This window comes from Kribbella speibonae (assembly GCF_004331375.1).
Classification (GTDB): Bacteria; Actinomycetota; Actinomycetes; order Propionibacteriales; family Kribbellaceae; genus Kribbella; species Kribbella sindirgiensis.
In genome coordinates, this window is sequence record NZ_SJKC01000007.1 from 217592 (window position 1) to 232514 (window position 14923).

At 68.0% G+C, this 14923-nt stretch carries 12 protein-coding genes; 2 read left to right on the forward strand and 10 right to left on the reverse strand.

Annotated features, from left to right (window positions below; translation table 11 throughout):
• Nucleotides 1-273: 273 nt before the first annotated feature.
• From E0H92_RS37775 to E0H92_RS37785, 3 genes are all read right to left on the reverse strand, one after another.
• The gene (locus E0H92_RS37775) at nt 274-1095 is read right to left on the reverse strand and encodes a phosphotransferase enzyme family protein (protein ID WP_165550219.1); all 822 of its coding nucleotides are present in this window, start codon (nt 1093-1095) and stop codon (nt 274-276) included.
• Nucleotides 1096-1289: 194 nt separating this feature from the next.
• On the reverse strand, nt 1290-2312 hold the full coding sequence (locus tag E0H92_RS37780) for a methyltransferase (protein WP_202874024.1): 1023 nt from the start codon (nt 2310-2312) through the stop codon (nt 1290-1292).
• A gap of 33 nt (nt 2313-2345) precedes the next feature.
• The gene (locus E0H92_RS37785; RefSeq protein WP_131461218.1) at nt 2346-3944 is read right to left on the reverse strand and encodes a GMC family oxidoreductase; all 1599 of its coding nucleotides are present in this window, start codon (nt 3942-3944) and stop codon (nt 2346-2348) included.
• A gap of 343 nt (nt 3945-4287) precedes the next feature.
• Here E0H92_RS37785 and E0H92_RS37795 point away from each other — a divergent pair, with 343 nt between their 5' ends.
• Nucleotides 4288-6768 carry an ATP-binding protein gene (locus E0H92_RS37795; protein ID WP_165550220.1) on the forward strand — a complete coding sequence of 827 codons (2481 nt, stop codon included), beginning with the start codon at nt 4288-4290 and terminating at the stop codon, nt 6766-6768.
• Between the two features lie 170 nt (nt 6769-6938).
• Nucleotides 6939-7766 (forward strand): SAM-dependent methyltransferase, encoded by an 828-nt coding sequence (locus E0H92_RS37800; RefSeq protein WP_131499677.1) that lies wholly within the window; start codon nt 6939-6941, stop codon nt 7764-7766.
• Nucleotides 7767-7834: 68 nt separating this feature from the next.
• Here the strand turns inward: E0H92_RS37800 and E0H92_RS37805 are convergent, their stop codons facing one another.
• From E0H92_RS37805 to E0H92_RS37835, 7 genes are all read right to left on the reverse strand, one after another.
• Nucleotides 7835-8542, reverse strand: coding sequence for a hypothetical protein (locus E0H92_RS37805; protein WP_238173771.1), 708 nt, complete (start codon nt 8540-8542; stop codon nt 7835-7837).
• A 433-nt stretch (nt 8543-8975) separates the two neighbouring features.
• Entirely contained in the window at nt 8976-9470 is a 495-nt protein-coding gene (locus tag E0H92_RS37810; protein ID WP_131499679.1) for a hypothetical protein, read from the reverse strand.
• A gap of 95 nt (nt 9471-9565) precedes the next feature.
• The gene (gene pdxR, locus E0H92_RS37815) at nt 9566-10972 is read right to left on the reverse strand and encodes a MocR-like pyridoxine biosynthesis transcription factor PdxR (RefSeq protein ID WP_131499680.1); all 1407 of its coding nucleotides are present in this window, start codon (nt 10970-10972) and stop codon (nt 9566-9568) included.
• 11 nt (nt 10973-10983) lie between these two features.
• Nucleotides 10984-12042: a LacI family DNA-binding transcriptional regulator gene (locus E0H92_RS37820; protein WP_202874025.1), complete on the reverse strand. Its 1059-nt coding sequence runs from the start codon at nt 12040-12042 to the stop codon at nt 10984-10986.
• Nucleotides 12043-13164: a glycoside hydrolase family 172 protein gene (locus E0H92_RS37825; RefSeq protein WP_131461212.1), complete on the reverse strand. Its 1122-nt coding sequence runs from the start codon at nt 13162-13164 to the stop codon at nt 12043-12045. It lies immediately after the preceding gene.
• Nucleotides 13165-13187: 23 nt separating this feature from the next.
• Nucleotides 13188-14027, reverse strand: coding sequence for a carbohydrate ABC transporter permease (locus E0H92_RS37830; protein ID WP_131499681.1), 840 nt, complete (start codon nt 14025-14027; stop codon nt 13188-13190).
• Nucleotides 14024-14914: a carbohydrate ABC transporter permease gene (locus E0H92_RS37835; protein WP_131499682.1), complete on the reverse strand. Its 891-nt coding sequence runs from the start codon at nt 14912-14914 to the stop codon at nt 14024-14026. Before E0H92_RS37835 ends, E0H92_RS37830 begins: the two co-directional genes overlap by 4 nt.
• Nucleotides 14915-14923: the final 9 nt, after the last annotated feature.

Consider the following 14923-nt stretch of genomic DNA (forward strand, 5'->3'; position numbering starts at 1 on the left):
GCGCCGGCCTGGAAACGGCTGTGCACTCCTAGGATCTTGAGCAACTCCGCGACGCGCCGGCTGTAGGTGCGGGGCGAGAGACCGAACCGTGACGCCGCGACTTCGTCGGGCGCGCCCGATGTCAATGCGGGCAGGATCGCAGCGAGGTGCGGCGGTGGCTGAGGACCTCACGGCGGGTCTGGCCGAACACCTCATCGCCACGACGATGGAGGCCTACCACGAAGGCACCACGTCCTTCGGCGGAGCCTGGTGGATCGTCCCCTGCTGACCACCTCACATTCCCGGAACCACGGTCGGATCCAGTCGAACGTGGCGCAGGGTCTCGAAGGCTGTGGTCATTGCCTGGTCTTCGGCGGGGTCGGCGGCATGGACTCGTCGCCAGAACGCGATACCGCTGCGGAGGCGTGCTCGAATCAGCGGGATTAGGGCGGTCGATGTGCGGACCGGGCCGCCGGCCTGCTGGTACTCGGTCAGGAACTCCTGCGCGTGGTCCAGGTCCAACGCATCGCCGGCGGGAGACTTGCCGAATTCCCAGACCGACCATGCCAGTTCGTTGATCAGTGGGCCCCATTCAACCTCGTCCCAATCAACCACGCCGACGATGCGACCGTCTCGGCACAGCACGTTGCCCGGAAAGAAGTCCCGATGCATCCACCCGACCGGCTCGTCGCCGTTGTGGCCGGCCCACCACCGCAGCCACTGATCCAGCTCACAATCGGGAAAGAGCCGCTCAGCCTCGGAGTCCTCAACCTCTGGCGGTACGCCCTCGCCCAGGCTCGGGAAGACGCGCGCAGAAGCGTGCAGCCGCGCCAACAGACGAGCGGCCCGCCGACGCTCAACAGGCTTCTGTCTGTCCAGCGGCGCACCTGTCACGAACGGCCAGACGGTGATCGGCCAGCCTTGCCAGAGGAACACCGCGGCACCATCACCCGCCACTAGTGGCGCGATCACCTCCGGGACCTTGCCAGCGAACTCGGCGGCAACCCTGCACGACCATTGCTGCTCCGGCAGCCCGTAGTACCGCGATAGCCGGACCACCACAGACGGCACCGAATCAAGACGCCACAGCTTGCTCGCAGTCCCGCCGCCGATCACCTCGGCGTGCTCGGCTACGACACCGTACCGGTCACGAACCTCCGCCATCAGCGCCTCAGGAACAGCCTGCATCACGCCAACTCCACCCGTCTCGACCGCACACATGTCAGCCAAGTCCATCACTCCGCGCACGTCGCCGCAAAGGCTCCAGAAAGGCGTCCCGTAGTAGCGGACGGAGTGTCCGGCTGGCGTGGCTAAGGTTTTTGGGCGGTTACTGCGCCGTTGGCGCCGGGGGCTTCGAAGGTTGTGGTTTGGGGGTTTTGGAAGCCGGCGGTGCGTAGCCAGTGTTCGTATTCTGCTGCGGTGTAGTTTCGGCCGCCTACCGTTTCCACGAGCATGTTCAGGCTCATCAGGGTGGCGGCGGGTGGGCCGGTTTTCTCGTCGTTGACGAGTAGTTCGCTGATCACGATCCGGCCGCCGGACGGTAAGGCCGCGAAGCATTTGCGCAGGATCTCCAGGTTCTGTTCCGGTGCCCAGTCGTGCATGATCATCGACAGCAGTACGACGTCGTGGCCGGCTGGGAGTTCGGGATCGGTGAGGAAGTCGCCCGGCGCGACCGTGATGCGGTCCTCGTAGCCTGCTGCCTTGAGTTTCCCCGCCGCGATGTCGCAGACCGGCGGTAGATCGAACACCGTGGCGCGCAGGTTCGGGTAGCGCCGGCACAACTCGATGTCGTACGCGCCGGAGCCGCCGCCGACGTCCAGCAGAGCGGTCGAGTCAGAAAGATCGACGTGTACGCCGAGTTCGCGCGCGGTGAGCGTCGACAGCGAATGCATCGCCTCCCAGAACAGGGCCAGCAACTCGGGATCCTCGCTGGCGAACAAGTGCGGCTGCTCGTCGGGGTTCCAGCTCGTCGGCCGGTTGGTTCGCACGGCGTCGGTCAGTTTGCCCCACGCCGGGTAGAGCCTGCGGTCCAGCATCTGCACCCAGCCGCCGAAGTGGTGATCCTTGCCGGGGACAAGGAACGCTTCAGCGAGCTCACTGTTGACGTAGCGGCCGTCCCGTCGCTCGAGCAAGCCGAGAGACGCACACGCGGTCACCAGCATCTCGGTGGGTCGCTGGTCGAGATCCAGCAGCTTGGCCAGTTCATCGACCGTACGCCCGTCTGTGCCGGACAGACGGGCGAACAGGCCCAGTTCGTCCGCGGTCGCGAGCGCCTTGAACGACCAGAAACCGATGGACAGTTGCATCAAGGGCAGGGGTGAAACCGTGTGCATGAGTTCTCCTGAGTACGTCGTACAAAGCTTGAGTCAGCCTGCGAGGATGAGGTCGGCCGCTCGCCAGGCGACCGCGGTGACCGGGCCGTTGAGGTTGCCGGAGACCATGGTCGGCAGGACGGAGGCATCCACCACGCGCAGACCCGTGACGCCTCGCACGCGCAGCTCGGGGTCGACCACGTCGTCGTCATTCGGCCCCATCGCGCACGTTCCGACCGTGTGATAGCCACAACCGCCGAGGTCCAGCCCGGCGTCGATGATTTCCTGATCCCCTTGGACGCCGGGCCCGGGAACCGTCTCGTGCTGGATCCGGTTCGCGAGCGGCTCGGTGCCGAACAGGCGGCGTAGCCCGCGGACGAGTCCGACCGATGTCGTACGGTCGTGCTCGGTGGCGAGGTAGTTGGGATCGATGTCGAGTGCTGCGTCGGGATCCGCCGAGGTGATGCGGATGCTGCCCTCGCTGTCCGGTCGGAGGGCATAGGCGACGCACATCATGCCCGGCTCCCGCTCGAGCTCGAGGGGCTTGGCGGGTTCGAGCTGCTGGATCGAGAACGACGCCAGCTGGAACTGCGCGTCGGGACGCTCGAGGTCAGGGCGGGTCTTGAAGAACCCGACGATGTCGAACGGCGGCCGCGCGAGCACCCCGCCGCGGCTCGCACCGTACTCCGCTGCCGCGGCCTGCTGGCCGGTCTGAGTACCGAGAACCTTGTTGTAACCAAGGTCTTCCGTGAGCCGGAACTGCAGCCGGAACGCTCGATGCTCGTGCAGCCGACCACCGACGTACGGGCTGTCCACCGCCACGTCGACGCCCGCCGACCGCAGCGTGTCCGCGGGACCGATACCGGAGAGCTGGAGGATCTTGGGTGTGACGATCGCTCCCGTTGCGAGGATCACCTCGCGCGCCGCCCGGGCCTCGAACGCCTGGCCGTTCTGACGCCCCTGTACGCCGACAGCGCGGCCGCCCTCGAGCAGGACGCGATCGACGACCGTGTGCACAGCAACCGTCAAGTTTGGACGGTCCATCACCGGGTGCAGGAACGCACTGGCTGCGCTGGAGCGCCGGCCGTCGCGGATCGTCGCCATCGTGTAGCCGAGCCGCTCCTCGTCGGACTCGTTGAAGTCGCGCGTCCGTCGCCAGCCGAGCGCGGTGCCAGCGCCGATGGCGTCCTCGAGCAACGGCTCGGCCGCATCGACCGTCGAGACGTGCAGTGGGCCGCCGGCGCCACGGACGTCGGAGGCGCCCAACGCGTTGTCCTCGATCGTCCGGAAGACCGGCAGCATGTCGTCCCAGCCCCATCCAGGGTTGCCACGACTCTCGAGCTCGTCGTAGTCCGCGCGGTTGCCGCGGTTGTACGTCATACCGTTGACCGAACTGGACCCGCCGAGCGTCTTGCCGCGCACCCAGTACTCGACCTGCTGCGACGGTCCGAACGGCCGCGTGGGGTAGTGCCATGCGTACGCCGGATCGCCCATCAGCTCGGTCGCGCCTCCGGGCATGGCGATGAGCGGGGTGGTGTCCTGACCGCCTGCCTCGACCAGCAGCACGCTGACGCCTGGATTCGCGGACAGGCGGTTGGCGAGCACACATCCAGCTGAGCCTGCTCCGGCGATGATGTAGTCGAACCTCGTCACGGGATTCCTTCAGTTGGGGCGGCCGACGTGACGGCCAGTGTCTGCTCGACCTGGGCTGTCGTGGCACGGTCGACGCGCCACCGGCCGCAGGCACAGTGGCCGTACGCGACCACGCCTTGGCTGGTTCGGTGCCGTGACCTCGTCGTCCAGCGGTGGGTGTGGGCCGAAGTACCCATCGGTAGAGAAACCATGAGTGCGTTCCTTCCGTCCCGATCAACTCTTCGCCTGGTGCACACACCGATCCCAGGTCGTCGACCGGACATTTGGCGGACACTTCCGTACGTCCGGCAGCAGCCACGCCTGTCGCGCCCCTCGCCGCCTAAACTTCGACGAGGAGGCAGGAGTGACCGAACCTGGACCGTCGACCTTCGGTGAACTGCTGCGCGGATGGCGCGAGCGCGCGCTACTCACGCAGGAAGAGCTCGCTGAGCGTGCCGGCGTCGATCCACGGACCTTGCGGCGCTGGGAGACCGGCCAGTCCGCCCGCCCGCGCGGCAGCTCGCTTCGGCAGGTCGCGGAGGTTCTCGGGCTGACCGACGACGAGTCGCTCGAGATGGCAGCTGCCGCGCGCGGACCTGCCCTGCCGACCTCCGATCGGCCGCATCAACTGCCGCCCGCACCGTCGCATTTCGTCGGCCGCGAGGCGGAACTGGCCGCCCTGTCCGAGCACGTCGCGGAGGGCCGGGCCGTCATCGCCGTCGAAGGCATGGCAGGCGTCGGCAAAACGGCCTTCGCGGTCGAGGCGGGCCGCATGCTCGCGCCGGACTTTCCCGACGGCCAGATCTTCATCGACCTGCACGGCTTCAGCGACCGCACCCGGCCGCTCGAACCGGACGAGGCGCTGGCCCGCATGCTGCGGGCGCTGGGCGTGCCGGGTGACCAGTTCCCGGTCGACGTCGAGGAACGCGCGAGCCTGTTCCGCAGCCTGATCGCCGATCGGCGGCTGCTCTTCGTCTACGACAACGTGGCCCGCGCGAGTCAGGTCGCTCCCCTGCTGCCGGCCAATCCGGCCTGCCAGGTTCTCACCACCAGCCGAAACACGCTCGCGAGCCTCGACCGCGGCGCCACCATCCGACTCGGCACGCTGCCGCAATCGGCGGCCATCGACCTCTTCACCCGCGCCTCGGAGTCCCTTGGACTGCCCGCGAGCGATCTCGACCGGCTGACCGAGGTGGTCGAGCTGTGCGGCTGTCTGCCGCTCGCGCTCCGGATCGCCGCCGCCCGGCTGCGCACCCGGCCCTCATGGCAGCTCGCCGAACTGGTACTGCGGTTGCAGGACCAGCGAGGCGCCGTACTGGACCGGCTCGACGACGAAACCCTCGGAGTGTCCGCCGCCCTCGACCTGTCGTACGCCGCACTGGACGAGCCGACCAGGCGGGCGTACCGGCTGACCGGTGTGATCCCCGGCCCGGATATCGATCTCGGCGCAGCCGCAGCGCTGTTCGGCACCAATGAAGTCGCAACCCGGTCGGCGTTGGAGACCCTCCAGGACCTGCACCTGCTCAGCGAGGGGCCGGCCGGGCGGTACAGCATGCACGACCTCACCAGAACCCACGCCGCCTGGTACGCCGGTTCCACCGAGACCGCGCAGGACCGATCGGACGCGCTGATCAGACTGTTCGACCACTACTGCGCATGGGCCAGCGCTGCGATGGATCTGGCGCATCCCTACACCCGCAGCCGGCGCCCGGATCCGCCGTACGTCGTGAAACCCAACTGGACTGTCGACGAGGCGAATGGATGGCTCGACACCGAACTGCCGAACCTGCTGGCGATTGCCCAGACAGCCGGCGAACTTGAAATGCCGCGGTATGTCGTCGACTTGGCCGGTGTCGTGCACCGGCGACTGATCATGCGCAACCTGCTCCGCGAGGCCGAGGTTCTGCACCGGTCCGCGCTGCAGGCCGCGGAAGAGCTCGGGGATCGGGCCGCCGTGGCCCGCGCACACGGAGACCTCGGCCGGGTGCTGCGACGCCAGTACGACTACCCGGCAGCCGCCGCCCATTTCGCCCGGGCGCTTTCTCTCGCCACGGCGGAAGGACTGACTCTGGTCGAGGTCGAGGCGCACTTCGGGCTCGCCGCGACGGTGCAGTACGGCGGAAGCTCCGTGGATCCCGATGAGCATCTCGCCCGTGCGCTGCGGCTGGCCGAGGACGTCGGGGACGACCTGGGCCAACTCGAGTCACATTCCACGATCGCTCATGCCCGGTTGAGCGAGGGCGCCTATCAATCGGCCGTTACGCACTTCGACCAGGCACTGGCCATGGCCCGGCGAGTTGGCTACCGGGCACGGGAGGTCGACGCCTTGGTCGGCCGGGGCCGGGCCGATGCGGAACTCGGACGAACGGCCGCCGCTGTGGACGGGTTCCGTCGTGCTGTCGAACTGTCGCGCCAGGAAGGTCTGCCGATCGGCGAGCTGGCCGGCATGTACAACCTGGGCAACGCCGTACGCCGCAGCGGCGACCCGTCGGCCGCCCTGGACTCCTATCGCGAGGTACTCGAGGTAGCGCTCCGGATCGGGAGCGAGAACTGGCAGTACGAGGCGCACCAGGGACTGGGACGCGCCTCTGTCGACCTCGGCGACGGCCATTCCGCGATCGAGCACCACCGGCAGGCCCGTCTCCTGGCCGAGCGGAGTTGGCTGCGCCCCGATCTGGCGCGGGCCGAGGACGGCCTCGCTGCGGCGTACGCCGTCCTCGGGGATCAGGCGCGCGCCAGGCAGCACTGGCAGACCGCACTCGCCCTTCTCGAAGAGGCGGGCGTCGATCACACCGACGATCCGGAGACCAGCCAGGAGGCGATCGGAGAAAAGCTCAGAGGTTAGCGTCGGAGGGGTTTCGAAATGTGGTGTCGATATGTCAGAACCTGGGTTCCTCGAACACCTTTATCCGTTGAGGAATCAGGTATCTCCGACAGGCCGCACCCGGGTGTCAATTGACTTCGGGCTCCCCTAGGATGACGAGTGGTTCCTTTCCCGACATGAAGGCTGCGCCAATGGCCCCATCAGACGGCTCGGATTACGATCCGGGTTTCGACACTTCCCAGCCGACCATCGCCCGCGTCTACGACGCTCTGCTCGGTGGTAAGGACAACTTCGCAGCCGACCGCGAGGGCGCCGCACTGTACTTGAAGTACGTGCCGGACGCCGGGCGCTGTGCGATCGAGAACCGTGAGGCCCTGGTCCGAGGGGTCCACTACCTCGTGCGTACGGCGGGGATCGACCAGTTCCTCGACATCGGCAGTGGCCTGCCGACGCAGAAGAACACCCACCAGGCGGCGCAGGAGATCAACCCTGACGCGAAGGCCGCCTACGTCGACAACGACCCGATCGTGCTCGCCCACGGCCGGGCGCTGCTGGCCACCAACAACAGCACGATCGTCGTCACCGCCGACCTGCGTGAGCCGCAGTCCATCCTCGACAACGAGGAGATCAGGAACCACCTGGACTTCTCGCGGCCGATCGCGCTGATGGTCGTCGGGCTGCACATGCACTTCCACGACGACGAGAAGCCCGACGAGTGGGTCCGCACGATCATGGACGCGCTGGCCCCGGGCAGCTACCTGTTCATCACCGACTTCGTCGACACGGGCGAGCCGCTGCAGAAGCAGATGGAGCGGGCCGGCCTCGAGAGCCTCGGCAACGGCTGGATCCGGACCCCGGAGCGCATCACCCAGCACTTCCTCGGGATGCCGCTGGTTGCACCTGGCCTGGACTTCCTGGCCCGTTGGTTCCCGGAGGACCCGGACGCCGACGTACCGGCCGCGGAGGACCTCGCGGCGTATCAGCGGATCCTGATGGCAGGTCTCGCGAAGAAGGCCTGATCGGCGAACGGCGCGCATCCTCACCGGGATGCGCGCCGTTGCCTCGTCGGCAGTGGTGGTGCAAGCGCCTACTCGCCCACGAGTGGGTCGATGGGCGGGACCCAGCGGAAGTAGGCCGGGTCGCTGAAGGTGCCAGGAACCTTGCCGAGGCCCTGGATGACCGTCGCGGTGCCATTGGCGTGTCCGACGGCGTACAGATGGGCCGACTGGGTGTCCTTGTCGATGCCGAGCAGCAAGGTGCCCTGCTGGCCGCACTTGCGCGCGAGCAGGAACTCGAAGCCCTGCCAGGTACGGGTGCGTACCGGTTTGACCACCGGTTTCATCGGTGACGTCGTCGGGATGTGAATCGTGTAGAGCGCGCCGCCCCGGGTGTTCGCGAGGAACGTGTCGTAGGTCCGGGTCTTGCTGATCGGCACCATCGCCTTCACCGACGCGAAGCCCGGGGCTACGCCGGTGATGTCTCGACCCGCGCTGCTGGTGGTCCATCTGAGCAGCAGACCGTCGCTCCGGAGCCCGTACGTCGTGGTTCGCGGGACGGTGCCCTCCCGATAGCGGACCTCCTCCAACGCGACGATGTCGCTGTAGTCGCCGAGGTTGTCCGGCAGGAGGCGGATCGAGGCCGTATCGAGTCTGCCCTCGATGAACGTGTAGACGCTGCGGAAAAGAGCCGCGCCGATGATCACCTGGCTCTCGACCACATCATCTCCGCCCGAGTCCGGCACGGCGAACGCCGAACCGCTGAGCCGCACCGGTGCGTCGAACAGACCGGGTGCCACCACACGGTCGTTCGTTCTCGTCGGAGGCGAGGTGGCAGTGATGCGCTGCGACCTGTGATCACCTCCGGCCGTGACCGACCCCAGATCCATCGTGCATTTGCCGGCGGTTGCAGCCCCGGCGGTTGTCGTTACAGCGTCCGCGGCTCCGGGAAACAATCCGGCGGCCAGCAGTGCAGCCGCGCTGAGTACTACCGAACTTCGACGGACGAACCTTTCCTTACCGTGCATGTCGCAGCCTCTCGTGACCTGACCCCCCAGGTTGCGGGCTCCATGCCAGCATTGTCGTTACCCAGCTCGATGCTGCCGCGCCGATGAAAGTTGCTCAGTCGTGGCACCGCCACCGGGTTGAACAGGTTCTGGTGGCGGCGGAGAGGGAATAGCCTGTTCAGCGGACCCGGTTGGGGTGCACTGCCGCGGCAGGCCGCCAGTTGTTCTAGCTTCTCGGGCGGCAGACCTCGCCCTCGATGTGGGTGACGAAGTGGTCGGTCTCCCAGTGCTGGCTGAGGTAGGCGTAGCCGGTTGCGCCGGCGTAGCGGCCGGTGCCGCCGGTGAATTCCTGGGTGCCGCCGGCGTGGCCCTCGCCCGTGGTGGTGTCGACGTTGCCGATGCTGGTCTCGAGCGCGGTGAGCGTCGACCCGTCGTCGAACGTGAGCGTGATCGTCCCGCTGACCGGGCGGTACGCGGGCGCGGTCGCGGGCGGCACGCCCCGAGAGCCGAGCACGAACACGTCCGTCCCGTTGAAGCCGTGCTTGCCGCGGAACGTGCCGGCGACGCACACCGGGACGCCCGTCGGGCAGCCGACGTCGACGACCCGGTCGATGATCGTCGCCTCGACCGGCTGGCAGTGCGGGCGGGCGTACGCGAAGGACGAGCCGGCCACCGTCACCACACTGGCGACGGCGAACGCGATGACGCGCAAGGATCTCATCGTGCCTCCTGTCGTGGATGTTCGCCGCAGCGTAGGACCGGAGACTCTTCGGCGGACGGGCCGGTTCGGCGCGTTCTGCGCCAGTCCAATCTCGATCAGATAACGCGACGCAGCGCGGCGAGACCGTCCCGGATCCGGTCGGCCGGGATGGCGCCGTACCCGAAGACGAAGCCGTTCGGGCCGGGGCGTTCGAGTCCCCAGCGCGAGAGCGCACCCACCAGCACTCCCTCCGCGCGAGCACGGTCGGTCAGGGCCAGGTCATCCGTGTTTCCGGGCGTGAGGAGCGCGGCCGTGTGCGTTCCGCCGCTGGAGCCGATCGGCTCGAGCACGCCGCCGAATTGATCATGCAGTTCGCTCATCAGCACGTCGTGGCGGCGCTCGTACGTACGCCGCATGCGCCGGAGGTGGCGCGCCAGGTCACCCGCTTCGATGAACTCCGCGAGCGCGGCCTGCAGATGTCCCGCGGTGCCGTAGTCAGCGGCGAACTTCGCGCGCCGCGCGGCCTCGGCCAGCGTCCAGGGCACGCCGAGAAATCCGACCCGCAGCGCCGGCAGCAGCGTTTTGGAGAAGGACCCGACGTACAGGACGCGGCCCTCGGTGTCCGTTGCCTGCAACGGGGTGAGCGGTCGGCCGGTGAAGCGAAACTCCGAGTCGTAGTCGTCCTCGACGATCGCCGCATCGTGCCGCGCGGCCCAGGCCAGCAGTTCGGTACGGCGGGATTCCGACATCGGCATGCCGAGCGGGAACTGGTGGGACGGTGTCACGTACACCAGTCGCGTCTCCGGCGGAATCCGGGCGACCACCAGCCCCTCCGCATCGACCGGCACCCCCACGACACGGGCGCCGTACGCAAGGAACCCGCGGTACGCGGGCCGATAGCCGGGATCCTCGACGGCCACCGTATCGCCCGGTTCGAGCAGCACCCGCGCGGCGATATCGAACGCTTGCTGCGCACCCGTCGTGATCACCAACTGCCCGGCCTCGACCCGCACGCCCCGACTCACCCCCAGATGGCGAGCGAGCGCGTCGCGCAACCGTCCGGATCCCGCCGGATCGGCGTAGCCCGCCTCGGTGCTGGTCCGGAGCTGATCACTGAGCAACGCCCGCCACTGCGCGAAGGGAAAGTCCGCAGGCATCGGGACGCCCGGCGCGAAGTTGAACTCGGCAGCCGGCATCGCCGGATCGGGTACGTCGAACTGTTCGGCCGCCCACACCGCCCGCGGCCGCAACGGCGACTCGACCGGCACAACCGGAGCCGATCCGCGACGCGCACTCACCATCGTGCCGATCCCGGCGCGCGAACGAATCAACCCGTGCGCGGCCAGCCGCTCGTACGCCGTGACCACCGTCGCCCGCGACACCGCCAACCGCCCGGCCAGCTCACGCGACGACGGCAACACCGTGCCTTCGCGCAAGGCACCGCTCGCGATCTGCTGGCTCAGTTGGGTGTAGATCTGCTCGGCCAACCCGCCGTCATGGTTCAGATTCAGATGCAGATCCATCCAAGCACCCTTCAACGGTTGTTCTGGGCAACTGACTCCCGAATGACGACCGGGCAGGGCAACCAGGTCGGGTGGGTCGAGCGGTACCACGACGTACTGCTGCTCTGGATGAGGCGCGTCAAGGTGGCCACCGCCCAAGCGCCCATCTCGTAGTGCGGCAGGGCGACGGTGGTGAGGGCCGGGTGGACGCTGGCCGCGATCGGTGCCTGGTCGTCGAAGCCGACGATCGACACGTCGTTGGGAACTCGCAGGCCGAGCTCCTGCGCCGCGCGATACGCGCCCATCGCCATCCGGTCGTTGTAACAGAAGATCGCCGTCGGCCGATCGTCGCGGTCTAGCAGTTCGAGGCTGGCCGTGTAGCCGCCGCCGGCCTCCGATACCCCGGATGCGATCAGCTGGTCGTCACGCGGGATGCCCGCCTGCTCGAGTCCGCGGAGGTACCCGACCAGGCGGCCCTTGGTGGCCGGAACCTCGATACTCGAGTCCGCGAACGCGATGCGCCGATGCCCGGCGTCGGCCAGCAGGGCCACGAGATCCGCGGCCCCACTGGCCTCGTCCGGCAGTACGGCGGGTACGACGCCTTGCCGGTCCAGTGCTCCTATCAGCACGGCCGGTACCGCGCGCAGCTCGCGCGGTACCGACACCTCGTGGTGGAAGACCGTGGCGTAGATGATGCCGTCCACCTGACGCTCGATCAGCGCCCGCGCGTCGGCGCGGCGGGCGTCCGCGCCGGCGTCGAGATGCGAGTTGATGATCGCGAGCGTGAGGTTGTGCCGGCTCGCTTCCTCCTGCGCGCCGAGGATGATCCGGCCGGCGTGCGGGGTGGTCGCGATCTCCTCGGTGAGCAGGCCGATCATGTCCGACGCACGAGTCCGCAGCCCGCGGGCGAGCCGGTTCGGCGTGTACCCCAGGTCCCGGGCGACCGATCGCACCCGGTCCCGGGTCGCCTCACTCGTACGCGTGTGCGGCGTCTCGTTCAGCACATGCGAAACCGTCGTGACCGACACGCCCGCGGCGCGCGCGACATCCCGGATGCCCACCTTCGGCACGACCGCGTCCTCGTCAGGCATTTACTCGTCCCACAGCCCGTGTTCCGGCCATCGTCGCGGTAGCCGCTCCTCGACCGGTGGCAGTTCGGCGTGCGGCGCGTGATCGCCCAGCTGGTACCAGTAGGCGACGCTCGAGTAGTCGTTCCCCTGATCGTTGGCGTGGCCGTGCTCGATCGACACCCGCAGGCTCTTCTCGAACCGGACCGGGTCCTCGATGTGCCAGCGGAACATGCTCCACAGCCCGAAGTGCTCCTGTGGGCTCGCGCCGAGCGTGATGCCGTGGTACGGACCGGCGTACTCACCGCTCGGGAATCCCCAGGCGGCGCCGAAGTAGTCCTCCGTACCGGTCCCGTGCAAGGACGGCGGCCACACCTCCCCGTCGATGAAGAACATGTCGTCGCCCTCACCCGGCCAGGTGAACACCTGGTTGGAGGCGTCGAAGTTGTCGATGCTGAGCACACAGCCAACGTAGTGCCCCGTGCCGGTCGCATCGAGGATCACGTAGTTGTCGTCGCCGGTCAGGTTCGTCCCCGGCAGGTCCCACGGCGCCGGGTTCTCGAGATCGGTGGTGTGCCGTACGGCGGTCGTCGGCTTCTCCTGGCGGTAGTACGCGTGGAACCGCGCGACGTCGTCCGGGATCGGCTCCGCGCTGAGTTCGTAGTCGACGTAGTAGAAGAGGTTCTCGATCGGCTGATCGCTCTCGTTGCGGATCTGGATCCGCGCGTGACTGCCGAACGGCATCGGGAAGTAGCTGTTCATCGCGGCCGCGAACGGCCCCTTCGGACCACGTCGCGGACCGAACACGGCGTTCAGCGGGAGGGAGATGTAGTGCTTCGCGACCGCGTGCCCGACCCCGAAGAAGTCGCCGAGCGGCGCCCGAACACTCGGGTTCTCCTCGCCGTCCCAGAACATCTCGATCACCAGTTTGCGCAGGTACTTCTCCGAGTAGCAGCGGGTCGTGAGCCAGATGTGCTCGATCCGCCCGGCGCCGGTGATGTCGGCGATCACGAAGGTCTCCCCCGCGGGTACCACCGCGAAGTCCCGGTTGCCGCCGCTGCGGTCCCAGCTCGACTCGCGTCGCGACCGGCCGGACTTCACGTGGGCGAGGCCGCCGAGCGGGCTGTTGGGTTGCCAGAATTCCATATCTTCTCCGTAGATGAGTCGGATCAGCCCTTGACGGCGCCGAGGGTCAGCCCGGCGACGATGTGCCGCTGGAGCGCGAGAGTGAGCAGGATGACGGGCACGGAGTAGACCGCCGAGAGCGCGGTCATTCCGCCCCAGTCGAGGCCGAACTGGGTCTGGAAGTTGGCGATCACGATCGGCGTGGTCTGGGCCCGCACCGACGTGAGCAGCAAGGCGAACAGGAACTCGTTCCAGGACGCGAGGAACGCGAAGATGGCCGTCACCGCCAAGCCGCCGGACACCACCGGCAGGACGACGTGCCGGAACGCCTGCAGCCGATCGCTGCCGTCGACCTTCGCGGCCTCTTCCAGCTCGACCGGGACCGCCTCGAAGAAGCTCGACATCAGCCAGATCGTCAGCGGCAGCGAGATCGTGGTGTGCGCGATCGCCAGCCCGATCGTGGTGTCCGAGATACCGAGCCGCCGCATCGTCTCGACCAGCGGCGCCCCGACCGCGATCGTCGGCACCATCCGGGTGACCAGCGCCGCGATCACGAAGACCCGCCCGCTCGGCGTGCGGTAGCGCGTGATCGCGTACGCCGCCGGTACGCCGAGCGCGAGTGAGAACGCCGTACTGAGCACCGCGGTCGCGACGCTGTTGATCAGCGCCGGTACGACGCCTTCCTTGCTGAGCGCGGCGACGTAGTTGTCGAGCGTCCACTGCGACGGCAACACCTGAGGCGGTACGGCGATCGCGTCGAGCGGTGTCTTGAACGAGGTCAGGAGCAGGTAGACGAACGGGAATCCGTACAGCACCAGAACGGCGGCCAGTGCGATCCACAGGATGACGCGCGCCGGACGGCGACGGGTCTCGAGGCCGTTCACGCCTCATCACCCCCGGGCCGCCAGATGGCGAAGATCGCGACCGCCGCGACCACGAGCATCCCGATCAGGTAGACGGTGCCCATCGCACTGGCCAGGCCGGGATCGCCGTTGCGCGTCATCGTGCGGTAGATCAGCAGGCTGAGTGTCGTCGTACTGTCCTGTGGCCCGCCGTTCGTCTGGATCAGGATGATGTCGAACGCGCGGGCCGCGTCGATGCCGCGAACGATGAGCGCCACCGCGATCACCGGTCGCAGCAACGGCAGGATGATCCGGAACAGCAGCGTCGGGAACCGTACGCCGTCGATCCGGGCGGCCTCGATGACGTCACCGGGCACGTTCTGCAGCCCCGCGAAGAGGACGAGCGTGATGAACGACGTCGTCAGCCAGATGTCCGGCAGGGCCACCGAGAACAGTGCGATCTTCGGATTGCTCAGCCAGGCGATCTGGTCCGTGCTGTGCAGCAGGCCGGCCCGGCGGAGCAGTTCGTTGAGGATGCCGAAGTTGTCGATCAGCAGGAATCGCCACAGCAGGCCGGCGACCACCGGGGCGACCATCAGCGGGTACATGAACACGGTCCGGAACACCGCCGACCGGCTGCCGAGCGCTGCGAAGACCAGCGCCACGGCAAGCCCGAGGGTGAATTCGAGCGCGACCACGATCAGCGTGTAGACGATCGTCCGCAGCGCGGCGCCCTGGAACGCCGGCGCGGCGAACGCGGTCACGAAGTTGTCGAAACCCACGAACCGCCGCGGGCCGCCGGCGATCGGCGAGATCTCGTAGAACGCGTTCGTGACGAATCTGAGCAGTGGCCACGCCACGAAGGCGGCGAGGAACAGGGCGGCCGGCGCGATCAGTGCGAGGGCGAACCGGCGGTCGGTGAGGCGCACAGGTGGGTC